The organism is Pseudomonas sp. SZ40, from assembly GCF_052958135.1.
This window is the reverse complement of sequence record NZ_JBQWIF010000007.1, coordinates 17,664-35,715: the sequence shown is the minus strand read 5'-3', so window position 1 is coordinate 35,715 and position 18,052 is coordinate 17,664. Positions and strand designations below refer to the sequence as shown.

The window sequence follows — 18,052 nt, the reverse complement described above, 5'->3', positions numbered from 1 at the left end:
GGGTACTCCTGAAACCGGTCAATGGGGTCGACTCCAACGCCACGGTAGCTGACGGCGAAGCGCATTCAGCTGTTGGAGTAGTGCTCGGGGGGATACGTTCTGCCCTGCATAACGCTGCGCCTCATAGGCCCGTACGAACGCAGCGATGGCCTCGGCCTGCCCGGGCAGTGCCTGAGCGGCACGGGCAGCGAACGCCCGAGGGCCCTCGCCGGTATCTCGCCGCACGCCATGCTGCGCCAGCAGGCGTTCGAAGCGCACGAACACCCGTAGCAGGGAGTCCCGCTCGACGCGCCAGGGCTTGAACAGCCATAACGACAACAGCCCCAGCAGCAAGCCGCCGCCCCCCACCAATGCGAGTATCAGGCGACCGCTGTCGACCTGACCGAACCAGCGCTGCAGCAATTCGAACTGCTGGGCGCCCTGATAACCGAGAACCCAGCGCTGCCAGCCGTAATTGAGGTCATCCCAGGCCAGGCGGATCTCGTTCAACCAGGTCAGGTTGCGATAGCGCAAGGGCGAGAAAGGCGAATCGGCGAGGAAGCTCTGCTCACCTGCCAGGGCCTGCTCCAGACCTTGTTCGATGCGCTCGGGGGCAACCTGGAAGGTGGGGTCCACGCTTGTCCAGCCCTTCCCCGCTTGCCAGTATTCGACCCAGGCATGGGCATCGAACTGGCGTACCTGAACATAACGACCGTTGCCGCTCAGCTCCCCCCCCTGATAACCGGCGACAACCCGGCTGGGGATCCCCGCCGCACGCAGCACGAACGTCATGGCACCCGCATAGTGGGCGCAGAAGCCACTGCGCGTATCGAACAGGAACTCGTCGATGGAGTCGGCGCCCAGCGGCGTCGGTGTCAGGGTGTAGACGTAAGGCTGGCGGTTGAAGTGGCTGAGCAGCGCGGCGACCAGTTGCTCGTCTTGTGGGTGCTGCTGACGCAGTTCCTGCGCCCACACGCGGCTGCGTGCGTCCCCCTGCTGAGGCAGGCGTAGCCAGGTCTGCATGCCATTGCGGCGCTCCTGCGGTTCGCGAATCGCCTGGGGCCAGGAACTGACGTCATAGAGCAGCGCACGGTCCACCGGCCGGTTGCGCTGCAGACGGAAATCGCCCATCTGCCGGGTGCCTTGCAAGTCGGTCTGGGCGACGTCGAGGGCGAACAGCCAAGGCCGAGTGGTGGGCTGCATGACGATGCTGTAGCGCAACGGTTCACCACGCGGCTGCCATTGCGGCGGTGGCGAGAACTGCGCGACCGGTGATTGCGACCAGCGCCGCCCATCGAAATGATCGAGGGTCAGCGCCCGCCAGTACAGCTCGCTGCGCGGCGGCATCTCGCCCTCGAAACTGGCGCGAAAGGCCAGCTCGCCAGAACGGGTCAGCTCGGCGATGTCTCCGGGAGCCATGCTGTCGGCAAGGCCGGTGACAGCGCCCCGTTCATTGGGTACAGGCAGCGACCAGAGCGGCCCCAGGCGCGGGAAGAACAGGAACAGCAACAGCATCAGCGGCATCGCTTGCAGCAGCAGGCTGGCGGACAACCGAAGCGTGCGCCAGGGGCGGGTCGCCGTACCGCTCTGCTGCAGACCGATCAGCGCCGCCAGCAGGGCACAGACCGGCAACAGGCTGAATAGGGCGACGAGGATGCTGTCATCGAACAGGTACGCGGTCACCACCACGAAGAAGCCGAGGAAGATCAGCACCAGCGCATCACGGCGGGTACGCATCTCCAGCAATTTGAGGATGAAGGCGGCGATCAGCAGCACCACGCCGCCATCCAGCCCGACCAGCGTTCCGCGAGAAAGGAATACCCCTAACCCGGCCAGAACGATCAGACCGATACGCAGCACACGCGTGGGATAACCGGCACGCATGCGGAAAATCTGTACCCGCCAGAAGGCGCAGCCCAGCCACAGGCCGATCACCCACAGCGGCAGGTGCCCCAGATGCGGCACGATCACCAGCGCCTGCGCCACCAGCAGCCAGGTCAGGCTGATCCGTGGAATGCCCTGAATGGCGCTCATACGCGGGCTCCGTGCAACGCCAGGGCACGCAGACACTGCTCACGGTGGCGCTCGCCGATATCCGCTGCGAACAGGCTGCCAGGCAGACGCAGGGCAAATGGCTGCTGCCGTTCGGAGAGCACCAGCACCCAGTGGCAGAGCAGCGATAGCCGGCTTTCCAGGTCACCGCTCAGCACGTCGAAATCCAGCAGCAGGTCGCGACCGCTCTGGGCGGCGAAGTCCTTGACCAGCAGGCCCTGGCCACGCGAATAAGCCTTCCAGTGCAGACGCTTGCGTGAGTCGCCTGGCTGATAGGTTCGCAGCCCCTGGAAGTCATCGCTCCCCTGCCCCATGCTCAGATGCCCCTGCTCCTGATCGTCCTCACTGCCACCGGCAGCCTGCGGCAACTCGCCTTCCAGTGGCCGCGGATAGACCAGCACCGCCTGATCCAGGTCGATCAGGCTCCACGCCACCAGCATGCCCAGAGGAAAACGGCTCTCTACCCTCAGCCTGCCGGGGTGCAGCCAGCCACGACGCTGGGTCGGCAGGCTCAGTTCACACTCGGTAGCGCCGCCGGCAGCGACGTCCTGCTGCAGCGTATCGGCAGGCGGCCAGCCCAGTGCCACGGCTTCATGAACCCGCCCGCGGCTTTCCAGGCGTACCCGCAGACGTGCCTGCTCGCCGGCGAACACGGCACCGGCACCACCGCCATGCAGCACCAGCCCGGCCAGGTTGCGGTAGGTATGCAGGATGGTCACCACGAATACCGAGCCCAACAGGAAGGTCAGCGCATAGGCCAGACTGCTCTGGTAGTTGATTGCCGCCAGCAACATCACCAGCAGCGCAAACAGAAACGCCACGCCGACTCGCGTTGGCAGGATGAAGATCCGCCGCTGACTGAGCTGAATGCTGGCGGCCGCCGGAATGCGCTTGTCCAGCCAGCGACTCCAGCGCTGCTTCAGGGCACTCGTCAAAGTGCAGGCACCTCGCGCAGCAGCCACTGCACCAATGCCCCGCCACCATGCCCGGCGGGGTCGGCCTGGTCGCGCAGCCGGTGACCGGCAACCGACGGCAGCACGGCCTGTACATCCTCGGGGATCACATAATCTCGCTGAGCCAGCAGCGCCCACGCACGCGCCGCCGCCAGCAGCGCCAGGCTGCCACGCGGTGACAGCCCCCAGGCGAACTGCGGCTGGGTGCGCGTGGCCTCGACCAGGCGTAGCACATAATCGACCAGTGCATCGCTGACCCGCACCTTGGGCACCTCGGCCTGCAACTTCGCCAGCTCGGCGTGGTTGAGCACCGCATCCAGGGTCGGCAGCACCGAACGACGTGACTCGCCCAGTAGCAGCGCCTTCTCCGCCGCCCGGGCCGGATAACCGAGCGACAGGCGCATCAGGAAGCGATCCAGTTGCGATTCCGGCAAAGCGAAAGTGCCGCTCTGGCTGATCGGGTTCTGCGTGGCGATCACGAAGAACGGATCCGGCAATGGCCGCGTGGCGCCCTCGATGGTCACCTGACCCTCTTCCATGGCCTCGAGCAGGGCGCTCTGGCTCTTGGGTGTGGCCCGGTTGATTTCGTCAGCCAGGACCAGCTCAGCGAAGATGGGCCCGGGATGGAACAGAAACTGCCCGGTATCCTTGTCGAATACCGACGTTCCGAGGATATCGCCAGGTAGCAGATCGGACGTGAACTGAACGCGCTGAAAACTCAGGCCCAGGACCTTGGCGAGGGCGTGGCTGAGGGTGGTCTTGCCCATGCCGGGCAGATCTTCGATCAACAGGTGACCCCGTGCCAAAAGGCAGGTCAGTGCCAGGCGCACCTGCGCCTCCTTGCCGAGCAGCACCTGGTTGACGGTATCAAGGCAGGCATCCAGTTTCGTGTGCATCGTCCACTCCTCATGCAAGTGGCTCGATGCTACTGGCCCCGTGGCATCGGGCAAAGCGCTACGTAACCTTTGCTGACGAATAGGTAACCTTTGCTGACAAAACTGTGCACCAGGCCCAAGATCGAGCGGCGCCATGGGTTGCCGAAGCGTCTTCGTGTGAGCGGATCTCGGAGCGAAGATGGCAAGGGCGAGCGACGGACGGCCGCAATAGCACCTCGCCAGCATCCAGAATCCATTGCTAGAATCGGCTCGCCTACTGAGCCGACAGAGCGTCGGCAGGACACCGACCATGCCCAGCACCTCGCGCAACAACCTCCACCCTTCGATCCTGCTGCTGGGCGCTCTGCTGACCAGCGGCCAGGCTTTCGCCGAGATGGCTGGCGGTGAGGTGGGCATCCGCCTGGCTGTGCACAGCGCCTGTCAGGTCGACAGCCTTGCCGAGAGCCAGGGGCTGCTGCTGACCAACCACGATTGCCGGGACGGTTACCGCATTCGCTATCAGAATGCCGACACGCGCATCGATCGCGAAGCGCTGGCACAGACCGTCACACGGCTGGACGAGCGCTCGCCACGCTCACGCATCGAACTCTACTGGTAGAACTCAGCTCGGTCGTTGCAAATCGAAGGTGTCGCGGGTTCTGCTGTAAGCGGTACCGCCCAGGCGCCCGACCAGATCGAGACGATGCGGGTCGATACGGCCTTTTTCGTTGAGCACGCCATCGTCCACATGGGCGAGCAGCACCTCGGCGAAGATCAGGTGATGATTGGGCTGCTGCTGCGGGTAGCCGATGATTTCCGCCACCCGGCATTCGAATGCCACGGCTGCTCCAGCCACGCGGGGCGGAGCGACCCGAGTGCTGGGAATCGATGCGATCGCGCAATGTTCGAATTCGCTGCTGCTGCGCGGCAGGATCGCGGCGCTGGCATTCATCGCCTCGACCTGCGCGAACGACACCAGATGGATCACCAGCTCACCGGTTTCCTGAGCGTTGCGCAGGGTGTCCTTGAGGGCGCCGTCATCACGGGTGCCGACGTTGACCATCAGGGTCGCCGGCTCGTCGCTTATTACCTGGAAAAAACTGAAGGGCGCCAGGTTGGCGACGCCCTCCCCTGAGAGACTCGACACCCAGGCGATTGGCCTGGGCGTGACGGTTGCAGCGAGCCAGCGGTAACGGTCCAGCGGGGTCAGATTGGCGAAGTCGAGCAGCATCCCATTCTCCAGCGAGTCGAGTGGCTGCCAGCTTACTCCAGTCAGGCGTCAGCGGCCCGCCCGAGACTCACGGATATAGAACCGAGCTTTCTCCGACTTGTTGGTGCAGCCGCGGAAAGCTTCGAACTGTTGCTGAGTTTTCGCCGCCGTCATCAGCGATGCCGCCTTGGAGTAACTGACGGTTCCGGCAAAGCCCTCGGCCTTGGCCAGGTCGAGTTCCTGCCACGCGGCATCCAGCTGGGTCGCACAGCTGTCGCGGTAGGAAGTGGTCGCTGAGCAGCCCGCCAACAGCGCAATCGGTAAGAGAATCCAGGCTTTCATGTCGCATACTCCAGAGGTTGTCCGGCAATCATGTTGCCGGTGCTGATTATGACGGCGCGCCGAAGAAAAAGTGCCACTATCACAGGCACTGCCATGGCACAGGATTGGCAGTAACCAGAGTGGACCTTCAGGGGGAGCAGGATGAGCAAGAAAGTGGCCCTGGTATTGGGCTCCGGCGGTGCACGGGGTTACGCGCATATTGGCGTGATCGAGGAACTGGAAGCACGCGGCTACGAGATAGGCTGCGTCGCTGGCTGCTCCATGGGCGCCGTGGTCGGCGGCATCTATGCGGCCGGCAAGCTGAAGGATTACAGCGACTGGACACAGAGCCTCGATTACCTGGATGTGCTGCGTCTGCTCGACGTGAGCTTTCGTCTGGGCGCCATTCGTGGCGAAAAGGTCTTCGGGCGGATTCGCGACATCGTCGGCGAAATCAATATCGAAGCGCTGAACATCCCTTTCACGGCCGTGGCCACCGACCTTACCAACCAGCAGGAAATCTGGTTCCAGGAAGGTTGCCTGCATCAGGCGATGCGCGCCTCGGCGGCGATTCCCAGCCTGTTCACACCCGTCATCCAGGGCAAGCGCATGCTGGTCGATGGTGGCCTGCTCAACCCCTTGCCAATCGTGCCGGTGGTGTCCAGCCATTGCGATCTGATCATCGCCGTCAACCTCAACTCGGCACAACAACAGCACTATCAGTTGCCGGTGATCGAACGCACGCCGGCGCTCAAAGGCCGCTTCGATCAACTGATGGCATCACTGGGTTCGCGGCTGCCGTCGTTGCGCCGCAAGGGTGGCGAGGACGATCAGCTTCTGCTGCTGGAAAACCGTGTTCAACCAACGACTCCGCTGCAGCCCGATCTGTGGCTGCAGGACCCGGTCGATCCTCACGCCCAGCAGCCCGCGGCAGCACCACAGAGTGGCGCCGCACCGAAATCGGCAAGTGGCTCGCGGGTCGCCAACATGGTCGGGCCGGCGTCGCTGCTGGAGCTGATCAACCAGAGCTTCGAGGTCATGCAGACATCGCTGTCGCAGTACAAGATCGCTGGCTATCCGCCGGACATCCTGATCAACGTGCCCAAGCGGGTGTGTCGTTTCTTCGAGTTCTACAAGGCGCCGGAGCTGATCATGCTGGGTCGGCAGATTGCCAGGGACACACTCGACAAATACGAACGCGGCGACCACTGAAGGGCGCCGCCATTCAGCCTGGAGGCGTACGCTCTTCGCGCGGCGGTAGCCCGGCTGGTGCCTTGTGTGCGACCCAGTCGCTGAGGAGGCTGTAGGCAACCGCCAGCAGGGTCGGCCCGAGGAACAGGCCCATGAAGCCGAACGCCAGAATGCCGCCGAACACGCCGAGCAGCACCACCACCAGCGGCAGGTTGCCGCCGCGGCTGATGAGGTACGGTTTGAGGATGTTGTCCACGCCGCTGATGATGAAGAAGCCCCAGATACCGAGGAAGATCGCCATGCCGATCTCGCCTTGCCAGACCAGCCAGGCCACCGCCGGCCCCCAGATCAGTGGCGGCACCATGATCAGGCTGCAGGCGAAGGTGAGCAGGCCCAGCAACAGGGCGCCTGGAATGCCAGCGATCATGAAGCCGATGTAGGCGAGAATCGCCTGCGCGACCGCAGTGCCCAGCACGCCGTTCACCACCCGCTGCACGGTTCCGGCCACCAGCTCGAGGTAATGCTCGGCGCGGTCGCCGATCAGCCGCTCGAGCAGGCTTTCGACGAACGCCGCCAGCCGAGGGCCATCTCGATAGAAGAAGAACACCAGAATCAGGCTCAGCGCCAGCTCGAGAATGCCTCCACCGATCTTGGCACTGCGCACCAGCAGGAAGTTGCCGACCTGGCCGAGATAAGGCTGCACCGTGGCAAACAGCGCCGAGCCCTGCTGATCGAGGGTTTCCCAGATGCCGACCAGGCGCGCACCGACCAGAGGGACCGAGTGCAACCAGGTCGGCGGGGGTGGCAGGCCTTCGACCTGAACCCCCTTGATCACGGCGGTGGCATCGCGAATGTGATCGGCCAGATTGACGCCAAGCATGACCAGAGGCACCGCGACCAGCACGATCCAGACGCCGGTCAGCAGCCCGGCAGCGACGGACTGTCGCCCCTTGAGCAGGCGCGTCAGCCAGCGCATCACCGGCCAACTGGCGAAGGACAGCACGGCGGCCCAGAACAGCGCCGACCAGAACGGCGCCAGCACCCAGAGGCTGGCGCCCAGCAACCCCAGTAGCAGGATCTGCACCAGCAAACGGTCGTTATTCGGCATTTTTCAGTGTTTCCAGAAAACCAGACTCAGGCCCTGATGGGCGCGTTCAACGTAGCACGTCGATGCGCAAACCGTCGCCGTCGCTCTCACCGAGTTCCAGGCGAGCCGCCCTCACCCGCTGCTCGATCAGCGCTTCTCGCCAGGCTTCGGCATGCGCACCGGACAAGCTGACACGCAAGGTACTGTCCTGATTGAGGCTACGCGCCAGGAGCTCCGTCCATTCTTCCTGAGGTTCTTCCTGCCCGGGCAGCCGCAGGTCGCCGGTGCTTTTCAGCTGACGCAGCAGAGTGGCAGGCGTGGGCAGCACTTTCGCCAATGGCTGGCTGGCTGCCAGCAACTCGGCATGCAGGTAGGCACGGCGGTTGCCACGGGTGATGCTGTACAGCGCTACGAGGCTGTCCTGATTGGGTTCGGCCAGACGCAGCAAAGCATAGGCCTGCTGATCATCGGAACCGTACAGGGTCGAATTGCCGAACACCGCGTTGGCCCACAGGCTGCTGGACCCACACTCGCGGCCCTCGCACCAGTAAAGGATGTGGGCGTCCTTATCCTGCAGCGCTTCGCGCGCGGCGGAAAACACTTCATTGGCATTATGGGTGCGTGGCAGCTCATAGGTGATGGCGGTGAGCTGCCCGGTGGCGAGTACCTCGCGCTCGTAACGCAGGCGCCCGCTGATACGGCGGATGGTGCCTTGCGGATAGAGCCGCTCCTGATCGGCCTGCTCCTTGAACGTGACGATTTCACTGCCGGGAAAGCGCGGCAATACATCGAGATCGCGGCTGCCCGCTACATCAGCAGTGGCAGCGGCGCTGACCAGCATCAGGGGAAACAGGTAACTCAGACGCATGAAGCCCCTCGTTGCTCAGTCGGGTCGAGGGTCTGCGAGGCAGGTGGCAGAGCGTTAACAGCATCAGACGGGAGCAGCGCTTCCAGCGCGACGGTATACATGTCGGTCATGCGGGTCTCCATTGCAATGCCGACACCTTTCCCCAGTTGCAGCAGGCCGTCAAGGCGCGTTCAGGAAAGGATTGAAACAGTCTGCTACGAGTTGCGCCCCGCGCTCGTCGTCCAGATGCAGATGATGCCCTCCTGGCAGCCGTTCGACGCTGATCGCCGTCGCCGCCAGCAAGCCTTGCAGGCCCTCACGCTGCGCCAGCAGGCCATGCTCGGCCAATACCAGGCTGGTTGGGCAGCGCAGCGCCGCCACGAAGGCCTGTACATGGGCGCGGGTCAGGCGCAAGGGCGTCGGTAACGTCAGGCGGTTGTCGGTACGCCAGGTGTAGCCACCAGGCACGGGCATCAGCCCACGCTGCGCGAGCAGCTCGGCGGCCTCGAAACTGACCAGCCCCACGCCGCGCTGGCGCACCTGGGCGGCACGCTCCAGGCTCGGGTAAACCGGCTTGCGCTTGGCCGACAGGGCCAGTTGCGCACGCAGCGAGTCGCCCAGGTTGGCCACCGCAGCATCGGCCTCGGTGGTCGGCGGAACCAGGCCATCGATCAATGCCAGACGCTGCACACGCTCGGCGAAAGTGGCGGCCAGCACGAGCGAGACGATCGCGCCCATCGAATGGCCGAGCAGGCTGAAGCGCTGCCAGCCGAACTGCTCGGCGACCAGCAGTACGTCGTGCACGTAATCCCAGAGTGCATAGCCGGCGCCAGGCGGACGATGGTCCGAATGGCCATGACCCGCGAAATCCAGGGCCACGATGCGCAGCCCTGAAAGCTTCGGGGCCAGCCGGGCGAAGCTCGCGGCATTGTCGAGCCAGCCATGCAGGGCGATTACCGGGATACCGTCTTCCGGACCATGTAGCTGGGCAGCCAGCTCGATATGCGGCAGCCGGAGCCGCACCTCTTCGAACCCGAGACTCATGGAATGGCCTCTACAGGTTGCTGCCAGCGCGCGAACAGCACGCGAATCAGTTGCGCCGTCTCGTTCGGGTGCTCGAGAGGAAACATGTGGCCGCCAGGCAACGTGAGGAACTCGCCACGCGGTGCACGGCGCGCCATGCGGCCATGATGGGCCAGTACCACACGGCTCTGGGCGCCTTTGACCAGCGCCAGCGGCACCTGCAACTGCTGTGGCAGCCCGGGGCTGGTGTGCGGGACACTGCGGTAGATGCTGATTTCGGTAGCGGCCTCGAAACGCAACCTCATGCCATTCTGGTGGAGGTGCAGACCATGCTCGACATAGGCATCCAGGCAATCGGGATCGAAGCGACTGAACAGCGCCCGCTCGGCGAAGTATTGGCGCGCCTCCAGGGCATCGGCAAACGCCTCGCGGCGTCCCAGGGTGCGCCTGGCTGGGGTCAGACGGTCGATGAAACCAAACCGTTTGGCAGCGTGAATCACCATCTGATCGGCACGGCTCAGCACAGGCGAGTCGAGCATCACCACACCGCGGTAAAGATCGGGCCTGCGCAACGCCGCATGGTAGTGCAGCACACCACCCAGCGAATGGCCCACACCCCACACCGGCCCGGCGCAAAGCTGCAGATGATGCAACAGCTCATCGACCAGATTGCTCCAGTTGTCATTCACCGGGAAGCGCGGGTCGTGCGCGTGCTGTGCCAGATGCTGTACCCGGTACTCCGGTGCGAGCGCGGCGAACAGCTTGCCGTAGGTCCCCGATGGGAAGCCGTTGGCGTGGGCGAAGAAGATGAGCTGGGACATGGTCGTCGCGCTGGTGGCAGGCAATGCGGGGATTGTCAGCCAGCCCCCAGCCCACGGCAATGACCGTAACGGTCAGGAAGGACGACGCTCCGGCCAAATTCCGCCCCCAGGGCTATCGATCTCGGCGCACAGCACCGGCCGAAAAGCCAGCAGCGCCTAACGCTCGGGCGGCGGGCTGCCGTGGGGCACGATGGCCATGGTAAGCCGCGAGATGCAACTGGTCTTGCCATCCTCGCCGCTGAGGCGGATATCCCATACATGGGTGGTACGGCCCAGATGCACCGGTTTGGCCACTGCGGTGACACGCCCCGAGCGCAGGCCCCGCAAATGGTTGGCATTGACCTCCAGGCCCACGCAGAAAAACCGCTGCGTATCGATGCACAGGTAACTGGCCGTGGAACCCAGGCTTTCCGCCAGCACCACCGACGCGCCGCCATGCAGCAGGCCGTAGGGCTGATGGGTACGCGCATCGACCACCATGCTGGCGGTGATTGACTCGTCATCGAAGGACTCGAAGCGAATGTCCAGCAACTCGCCGATGGTGTTGCGCTGGGCAGCATTGATTTCATCGAGGTTTGGGGGCTGTCGCCAAAGGCTCATGGTCGATCCTTGTCATTAGCGGTGGACTCTACCGGCTCGCCTGCGATGGCGAGCACAGCAGGATCGTGACACAGCGCCCACGCCTTGCGCAGCCGTATCAGCGCAGGTCGGGATGGGCCAGCAGCTCGAGCGACATCAGCCCGGCAATCAGCTCTTCACCTTCGAGCATCGCCAGGCTGGCGGTATGCATGGAAAGCGGCTGCTGCCGATGACCATGTACCAGCAGCCCGCCGAGCGCGCCGATGAAGGGCTGATGGGAAACCAGCAGAAGCTCCTGGCCCGAGAGGCGCTGAAGCTTGCCCAGGCTGTCACGGGGATCGCTTTCCGGGGTCAGCCAGGGAACCGTGTGCAGTTCGGCGCCCGACGCCAGGGCATCACGCACCAGCGCGGCTGTCTGCTGAGCCCGCACATAGGGGCTGACGAATATCGCGTCCAGCGAACGGCCACGCAGGAGCTCGAGGGACTGGTGCACTTCGTCACGACCGTAGTCCGTCAGCTCCCGCTGGGCATCGGTGCGTGCTTCAGGGTGGGCCTGGCCATGGCGCAACAACCAGATTCTCATGGCTGATGACTCACAGTTTCGGCTCCTCGTCCCTGGCCGGCGGCACGTCCGGCTGCACGCTGTGCGCAAATTCGCCCTGCGCTGGGCGCGGCGTGGGCCAGTCGGCGAACGGCCAGGGCTTGGACTCGCTGTTGAACGTGCCGAAACGGCCGATCTGAGCCAGATACTGGCTGAGGCTGTCGCCGAAACCCAGCAAACCGGCATTTGGCGCGCCGTATACCAGGCGACAGATCAGTTGCAGCAGAACCACACCGGCCAGCAGCAGCTCGGCCACTTGCCAGACCAGCAGGAACAGCAGCATCCAGACGATGCGCAACCCGATGGGCTCGCCTTTTTGGTGCTCACTCATATACGAATCCCTCAGAAGCCAGTGGCTGGAATGAAATCGACATCGGTCTTGGGCTCTGCGCGCATCAGCGCCTCGATCACCTGATCCAGGGTGCGCCCCTCGAACAGGATCGCATGCAGCCCGGCGACCAGCGGCATATAGACTTGCAACTCGTCGGACTTGGCCTTGAGTACCCTGATGGTGTTGACCCCTTCGGCAACCTCACCGAGGCGCTGGACGGCATCTTCCAGGCTCAGGCCCTCGCCGAGCGCAAAGCCGACCTGATAATTGCGGCTTTTCGGCGACGAGCAGGTAACGATCAGATCACCGACCCCGGCAAGACCGAGGAAAGTCATGGGATTGGCCCCCAGATGCACGGCGAAACGGGTCATTTCAGCCAGTGCCCGGGTGATCAGCATGCTCTTGGTGTTTTCGCCCATGCCAAGCGCCGCCGCCATGCCGGCGATGATCGCGTAGACATTCTTCAGCGCACCGCCAAGCTCGACGCCAAAGCGGTCGGTGCTGGCGTAGACGCGGAAGGTGCGTCCGTGCAGAACCGCCTGAACCTCACGGCACAGGGCCTCGTTTTCACTGGCGACGACCGTGGCGGTCAGCGTATGCGCAGCGATTTCCTTCGCCAGGTTCGGCCCGGAAAGCACGCCGATACGCGCCTCGGGGGCAACCTCCTCGAGGATCTGGCTCATCAGCTTGAACGTCTGCGCCTCGATGCCCTTGGTGGTGCTGACCAGCATCTTGCCGGCCAGCAGCGCCGACACGGGTTGCAGCACCTGACGCAATGCGCTGGACGGCAAGGCCACGAACGCCAGTGCGCAGCTGTTCAGCGCAGCCGACAGATCGGTGGTCGGCTCGACACCGTCGAGTACCTTGACGCCCTTGAGATAGCGGGGATTTTCGCGGTTGACCCGAATGGCCTCGGCCTGCACGGGGTCGCGCATCCAGTGCAGAACCCGATGACCATTCTGCGCCAGCAGGTTGGCGATGGCGGTGCCGAAGCTGCCGCCGCCAAGCACCGCGATAGGTTGCTGTTGAGTCATGACCGATCCGTAGTGAGCCCTGTGGTAATAACGGCATTATACGGGTCACTCGCGCCAGGACCAGCCTTGCCACTGCAGGCCCCGGTAGATCGACCCTTGAACTAAAATCGGTGTTTTACCGACACATGGCTGGCAACGCCGCGCCGCTCGGTTAACATGCACCACACTGCGCGAACAGGGTCGTTGCGTGATCAAAGCCTCCCCTCCTCTCAAACTTCTGCTGCTGGCGCTCCTGGCCAATGGCGACGCCATGGCCGATGACCTGTTCAGCGGCGGCCGGGCGGTTCCCGAAGTATTGACCGCCACGCGCCTGAAACAGGCGCCCGCTGCGGTGCCTGGTAGCGTGACGGTGCTCGACGGCGCCCTGATCAGGGCCAGCGGAGCACGCGATATCGCCGAGTTGCTGCGCCTGGTGCCGGGCATGATGGTCGGCTACCGCAACGGCAATCAGCCGACACTCAACTACCACGGCTCCAGCGCCTCGGAAGCACGCCGCCTGCAGGTGATGGTCGACGGCCGTTCGGTGTATCACCCAGGCTTGGCGACCGTCGACTGGTCGGACATTCCAGTGGCCCTGGAAGACATCGAGCGTATCGAGGTATTTCGCGGCCCCAATACCGTGAGCTATGGCGCCAATGCGCTGATGGGGGTCGTCAACATCTTCACCCGCCGCCCGGGAGACAGTCACGGCACTCGCCTCAAGGTCAGCCGCGGGCAACGCGGCATCGCCGATTACTACGCCAGCCAGGGCAGCAACTGGGACACGGGGGCGATGCGCCTGTCGATCAGCGGCCAGCAGGACGACGGCTTCGACCACGATGAATTTGATGCGCCCTACCGTGACAGCCGCCGCCTCGAGCGCATCAACCTGTCGGTCAGCCATCAGCTCGATGAACGCCAGAGCCTGGACTGGCAACTTGCCGCGAAGGAAGGCAGCAATCAGCGCCCCTACCTCTATGAGCCTCTGTTTCCAGGTATCGGTCTGGGCGATACCGACTCTGACATCAAGGCGCGAGACTACGCCGGCTCGCTGCGCTGGAGCTTCGACCAGACGGCCAACCACAGCCTGTCGCTACAGAGTTCCGTCCAGCACTGGGAGCGCCTGGAAAACTGGCGAGCGTGCGAAGCGGAAATCGCCTTCAGCCCTCAGCTCGCCGAGCTATGGTCGCTCAATCCCGGGTACGTGACGCGCTTCACCCGCAATCCATTCGGCAGCGTGCCTGCGGGTACCACCCAGGAACGCGCGCTGGCGACGCAAATTCAGCAGCAACTGGCGTCGGGGGCGACTCGCGAGGTCTGCGGCACGGCCAACCAGAACATCCGCGAAACCCGTTACGACCTCGAACTGCAAGACACCCTCAGCCTTGCCGATAACCTGCGGCTGCTCAGCGGCCTGGGTTATCGCTACGACCAGGCGGACTCGGAGACTTTTTTCAGCGGCCGTCTCAGCAACCAGATATGGCGCCTGTTCGGCCACCTCGAATGGCAGGTGGACGACCACTGGCTGCTGCAAGGCGGCGCCATGCTCGAGGACGATCGGCTCACCGGGTCGTCGCTGACCCCACGCCTCGCCGTCAACTACCTGATCACCCCGCGACACGGCCTGCGCGCTGTCTACTCGGAGGCGCTGCGTTCGCCCGACATGTACGAGAACAACGTCGACTGGCGCTACCGAATTCGCGGCCTGCAGCCACAGCCATTCGGTCAGCGCGATGCCTACTACTTCATCAATGCGAAGGGACCGCGCGATCTCGAGCAGGAAGTCATACGGTCCCACGAGCTGGGTTACAACGGCCTGTTCGCCGAAGCGGGTGTCAGCGTCGACGTGAAGCTGTTCTACGACGAAATCCACAACATGATCAGCGAACCGCTGCGCGTCGATCGCTTCGCGCCCAACAACACCCATCGCATGCGTTTCAGCGGCGCGGAAACCCAGCTGGACTGGAATCTCGGCGTGCACGACCGCCTGCGTCTGACCTACGCCTACGTCGACCACAGCGCCACCAGCAAGACCGACCAGCGCCTAACCGCCCGCAACAGCGGCTCTGCCGGCTGGTTGCGTGACTGGGGGCTGGGCTGGTCGAGCGGCTTGTTCTACTACGCTGCGGATCGCCTCAACGAGCGCCGCTTCGAGCGCATGGACCTGCGCCTGGCCAAACGCACGCCCATAGGCCGCAGCCAACTGGAAGTGGCAGGCGTGCTGCAGTGGCGTCTGGATGACGAAGCCCTGACCTGGCGCGAGAACAACTACGACGAGCCCCGCCTGTTCTACCTTAGCGCCGAGCTCGAATTCTAGATGGCTGCCAACCGCTCGATGGCATGGCCAGGCAACCGCACGTGGGTGCGCCGCGCGCTGCTCGTGCTGTGTCTGCTGCAATCCCCGTCACAGGCTGCCGAGCTGCTGCTGAGCAGCGCTGGGGACACCAGCGTTCTGCACGGCTTCGGCACCGCGCTGGCGGCGGCGCGCCCCCAGGATCGCGTGCGTATCGTGCCCCTCAACGAAATGCCGCCGCTCAACGAACTGCCAGCCGATACCCGCCTCATTCTCTTTGGCCAGCCAGCTCTGGCCTGGCGCGTCAGCTCGCAAGACGGCCCGGCGACGCTGGTGCTGCAGGTCAACAGGACCCAGGCCCGGGCGACCCTTGGCGAACGCACCCCGGCCAACCTCAGCGTGCTCTGGCAGGATGCTGCACCGCTGCGCCAGCTGCGTCTGGCCAAACGTCTGCTGCCGCATATCGACAGGGTCGGCGTGCTGCATGACCAGCACAGTGCGTTTCTGCTCGACGAGATTCAGCAAGCGGCCAGCAGCCTGGGCCTGAAGATCGTTTCGCAGGGCTGGCCGAATACCCGCGACAACCGCCCCCTGCTGAGCCTGCTGCGCGACAGCGACATACTGCTTGGCGTTGCCGACGATGATCTGTACAACCCGCAAACCGCCAAGAACCTGCTGCTGACCAGCTATGGACAGCAGCACGCGCTGATCGGCCCCAGCGCCGGCTTCGTCCGCGCCGGTAGCCTGGCCAGTACCTACAGCGACCAGAACGATTGGCTGAACACCCTTGGCCAGTTGCTCGATCAGCCGCCGCAAAGCTGGCCTCATGGCACCTACTCGAACACATTCAAAGTACTTGGCAATCCTCAGGTAGCCCGCGCCCTCGCCGTGGACCTACCCAGTGACGAGGATCTCGCCAGGCATCTGTCAGAAGGAGAAACGCCATGAAACTGTGGCGCGGCTGGAACATCCACATCCGCACCCAGCTCATCAGTGTCGGCCCTGCCCTGCTGCTGACGCTTCTGCTGACCGGGTTTCTGACCTTCAATCGCCTGCAGGACCTGCGGGTCGAGATCAACCACACCGGACAGCTGATCGCCAGCCAACTCGCTCCGGCCACGGAATATGGGGTGATCTCGGGCAACGGCAAGGTGCTGGAGTCACTGCTGCAGGCCACCCTGAAAACACCTCACGTACGCTTCGTGGAAGTACGCGACCGCGACGACAACATCCTGGTCTACCTCGAGCAGCAGTCCGAACACCTGCAGGCCGGTCACGGCCATATCGAGATATTCCAGTCGCCCATCCAGCAGCAGCAGGTCGATCTGGGCTCGGATTTCATCCAGGAAAATGCCAACGCCTCCTCGCCACTCACCGGCGACTACCTGGGCCGCGTCGTCGTCGGCATGTCCGGTGAAGCCTTCAACACGCGCCAGCAGGAGATTCTCTTCAAGGTCGCGATGCTGGTGCTGTTTGCGCTGTTGCTGACCTTCCTGCTCGCCCGGCGCCTCGCCAGCCGCCTGTCGCGGCCGTTGAGCGCGATGAGCGATGCGGTGACGGCGATCCAGAGCGGCAACTATCAGACGACGCTCCCGGAAGTGGGCGGCCGCGAACTGGTTACCCTGGCGCGGCACATAAACAACCTCGCCAGCGGTCTCAACAACGCGGCCCTGGAGCAACAGCAGGCCATGACTCTGCTGATCAAGGCCCGGGAGGAGTCCGAACTGGCCAACCGCGCCAAATCGGACTTCCTGGCGATGATGAGCCACGAACTGCGTACTCCCATGAACGGCGTGCTGGGTATGCTGCAATTGCTGGAAACCACCGACATGAACCAGGAGCAGAGTGAGTATGCCGCCCTGGCGACCGAGTCGACCGAACACCTGCTCAAGGTGATCAACGACATCCTGGATTTCTCGCGGATCGAACGCGGGGCGCTGGAACTCGAACTGATCAGTTTCAATCTGTCGGTGCTGCTGAAAACCGCGCTGCAAGCCTTCCAGCACAGCGCTCAGCAGCGCGGCCTGGCGCTGCGTCTGGAGCTTGGCGAGGCCCTGCCATCACTGCAGGTGCAGGGCGACCCCACCCGTCTGCGCCAGATTCTGGTCAACCTGATCGGCAACGCCCTGAAATTCACCGAGCGTGGCGAGGTACGGGTCGAGGCCCACTGGCAGGCTCTGGACAATCAGGTGCTGTGGTTCACCTGCAGCGTCCACGACACCGGTATCGGTATCAGCAGCGAACGCCTGGAAACCATGTTCGACGCCTTCCAGCAGGCCGACAATTCGATTTCCCGCCGCTATGGCGGTACCGGCCTGGGCCTGCCTATCGCCCGTACGCTGGCGGAACGCATGGGCGGCACCCTGAGGGCACAGAGCGAGCCGGGCCATGGTTCCTGCTTCACTCTGGAGATTCCTTTGCCGTTTTCGGCGCAACAGCCGCAATCGCTACCCGAAACCTCGATTTCCGAGCCTGCATTACAGGAAGCCCACTCGGTGCTGCTGGTGGAGGATAATGCGGTCAATCAGACGGTGATCGAGGCCATGCTGCGCAGCCTGGGCTATCAGGTCACCCTGGTCGTCGACGGAGTGCAAGCCGTATCGGCGGTCAGCCAGGGCCATTTCGCGGCGGTGCTGATGGACTGCCGCCTGCCGATCATGGACGGTTACGAGGCTACCCGGCGCATCCGCGAGCTGGGCACGCGGGGCAAGCTGCCGATCATCGCCCTGACCGCCAATGCCCTGCAGGGCGACCGTGAGGCCTGCTTGCAGGCTGGAATGAACGATTACCTCGCCAAACCGTTCAAACGCATGGAACTGCAGGAATTGCTCGATCGCTGGCTGTCACCCAACCATTAGATGACTAGTCATATCGAC

18 protein-coding genes are annotated in these 18,052 nt (G+C 64.0%); 5 read left to right on the top strand and 13 right to left on the bottom strand.

All coding sequences use genetic code 11. The annotated features are described in order from the left end of the window. Positions 1-18: 18 nt before the first annotated feature. Genes ACT9T4_RS08040 through ACT9T4_RS08030 form a run of 3 tightly spaced genes read right to left on the bottom strand, consistent with a single transcriptional unit; the run spans position 19 to position 3,880 of the window. On the bottom strand, positions 19-2,013 hold the full coding sequence (locus tag ACT9T4_RS08040; RefSeq protein ID WP_499116386.1) for a transglutaminase TgpA family protein: 1,995 nt from the start codon (positions 2,011-2,013) through the stop codon (positions 19-21). Then, positions 2,010-2,966, bottom strand: coding sequence for a DUF58 domain-containing protein (locus ACT9T4_RS08035; RefSeq protein WP_499116384.1), 957 nt, complete (start codon positions 2,964-2,966; stop codon positions 2,010-2,012). Before ACT9T4_RS08035 ends, ACT9T4_RS08040 begins: the two co-directional genes overlap by 4 nt. Next, positions 2,963-3,880 (bottom strand): AAA family ATPase, encoded by a 918-nt coding sequence (locus ACT9T4_RS08030; protein ID WP_042553791.1) that lies wholly within the window; start codon positions 3,878-3,880, stop codon positions 2,963-2,965. Before ACT9T4_RS08030 ends, ACT9T4_RS08035 begins: the two co-directional genes overlap by 4 nt. A 289-nt stretch (positions 3,881-4,169) precedes the next feature. Between ACT9T4_RS08030 and ACT9T4_RS08025 the strand changes: the two genes are divergently transcribed. After that, positions 4,170-4,478, top strand: a complete 309-nt coding sequence (locus ACT9T4_RS08025; RefSeq protein WP_499116382.1) for a hypothetical protein — start codon at positions 4,170-4,172, stop codon at positions 4,476-4,478. A 3-nt stretch (positions 4,479-4,481) separates the two neighbouring features. Here ACT9T4_RS08025 and ACT9T4_RS08020 read toward each other — a convergent pair whose 3' ends face one another. Together ACT9T4_RS08020 and ACT9T4_RS08015 are read right to left on the bottom strand one after the other, a co-directional pair. Beyond that, the gene (locus tag ACT9T4_RS08020) at positions 4,482-5,090 is read right to left on the bottom strand and encodes a flavin reductase family protein (RefSeq protein WP_179538032.1); all 609 of its coding nucleotides are present in this window, start codon (positions 5,088-5,090) and stop codon (positions 4,482-4,484) included. Positions 5,091-5,138: 48 nt separating this feature from the next. Further along, on the bottom strand, positions 5,139-5,411 hold the full coding sequence (locus tag ACT9T4_RS08015; RefSeq protein ID WP_042553794.1) for a hypothetical protein: 273 nt from the start codon (positions 5,409-5,411) through the stop codon (positions 5,139-5,141). Positions 5,412-5,552: 141 nt separating this feature from the next. Here ACT9T4_RS08015 and ACT9T4_RS08010 point away from each other — a divergent pair, with 141 nt between their 5' ends. Continuing rightward, positions 5,553-6,602 (top strand): patatin-like phospholipase family protein, encoded by a 1,050-nt coding sequence (locus ACT9T4_RS08010; RefSeq protein WP_042553795.1) that lies wholly within the window; start codon positions 5,553-5,555, stop codon positions 6,600-6,602. A 13-nt stretch (positions 6,603-6,615) separates the two neighbouring features. On the opposite strand, the gene ACT9T4_RS08005 is transcribed toward ACT9T4_RS08010, so the two are convergent. From ACT9T4_RS08005 to ACT9T4_RS07970, 8 genes are all read right to left on the bottom strand, one after another. Continuing rightward, positions 6,616-7,689: an AI-2E family transporter gene (locus ACT9T4_RS08005; protein ID WP_499116380.1), complete on the bottom strand. Its 1,074-nt coding sequence runs from the start codon at positions 7,687-7,689 to the stop codon at positions 6,616-6,618. A 46-nt stretch (positions 7,690-7,735) separates the two neighbouring features. Beyond that, a complete protein-coding gene (locus tag ACT9T4_RS08000) occupies positions 7,736-8,536 on the bottom strand; it encodes a DUF4892 domain-containing protein (RefSeq protein WP_179538030.1) in 801 nt (266 codons plus the stop codon). A gap of 159 nt (positions 8,537-8,695) precedes the next feature. Further along, positions 8,696-9,559 carry an alpha/beta hydrolase gene (locus tag ACT9T4_RS07995; protein ID WP_042553798.1) on the bottom strand — a complete coding sequence of 288 codons (864 nt, stop codon included), beginning with the start codon at positions 9,557-9,559 and terminating at the stop codon, positions 8,696-8,698. Beyond that, entirely contained in the window at positions 9,556-10,359 is an 804-nt protein-coding gene (locus ACT9T4_RS07990; protein ID WP_499116378.1) for an alpha/beta fold hydrolase, read from the bottom strand. The genes ACT9T4_RS07995 and ACT9T4_RS07990 overlap by 4 nt, the downstream gene beginning before the upstream one ends. Positions 10,360-10,515: 156 nt before the next feature. Beyond that, positions 10,516-10,959, bottom strand: a complete 444-nt coding sequence (locus ACT9T4_RS07985; protein WP_042553800.1) for a hotdog fold thioesterase — start codon at positions 10,957-10,959, stop codon at positions 10,516-10,518. A gap of 97 nt (positions 10,960-11,056) precedes the next feature. Next, positions 11,057-11,521, bottom strand: coding sequence for a phosphohistidine phosphatase SixA (sixA, locus tag ACT9T4_RS07980; RefSeq protein ID WP_499116376.1), 465 nt, complete (start codon positions 11,519-11,521; stop codon positions 11,057-11,059). Between the two features lie 10 nt (positions 11,522-11,531). Further along, entirely contained in the window at positions 11,532-11,870 is a 339-nt protein-coding gene (locus ACT9T4_RS07975; RefSeq protein WP_042553802.1) for a DUF4389 domain-containing protein, read from the bottom strand. A gap of 11 nt (positions 11,871-11,881) precedes the next feature. Then, positions 11,882-12,904 carry an NAD(P)H-dependent glycerol-3-phosphate dehydrogenase gene (locus tag ACT9T4_RS07970; protein ID WP_499116374.1) on the bottom strand — a complete coding sequence of 341 codons (1,023 nt, stop codon included), beginning with the start codon at positions 12,902-12,904 and terminating at the stop codon, positions 11,882-11,884. 250 nt (positions 12,905-13,154) lie between these two features. Here ACT9T4_RS07970 and ACT9T4_RS07965 point away from each other — a divergent pair, with 250 nt between their 5' ends. From ACT9T4_RS07965 to ACT9T4_RS07955, 3 genes are read left to right on the top strand one after another with little or no spacing between them, the layout of a single operon-like run. After that, a complete protein-coding gene (locus tag ACT9T4_RS07965; RefSeq protein WP_499116507.1) occupies positions 13,155-15,200 on the top strand; it encodes a TonB-dependent receptor plug domain-containing protein in 2,046 nt (681 codons plus the stop codon). Continuing rightward, positions 15,201-16,124, top strand: a complete 924-nt coding sequence (locus ACT9T4_RS07960) for an ABC transporter substrate-binding protein (protein ID WP_499116372.1) — start codon at positions 15,201-15,203, stop codon at positions 16,122-16,124. Continuing rightward, on the top strand, positions 16,121-18,034 hold the full coding sequence (locus ACT9T4_RS07955; RefSeq protein WP_042553805.1) for an ATP-binding protein: 1,914 nt from the start codon (positions 16,121-16,123) through the stop codon (positions 18,032-18,034). Before ACT9T4_RS07960 ends, ACT9T4_RS07955 begins: the two co-directional genes overlap by 4 nt. Positions 18,035-18,052 lie beyond the last annotated feature (18 nt).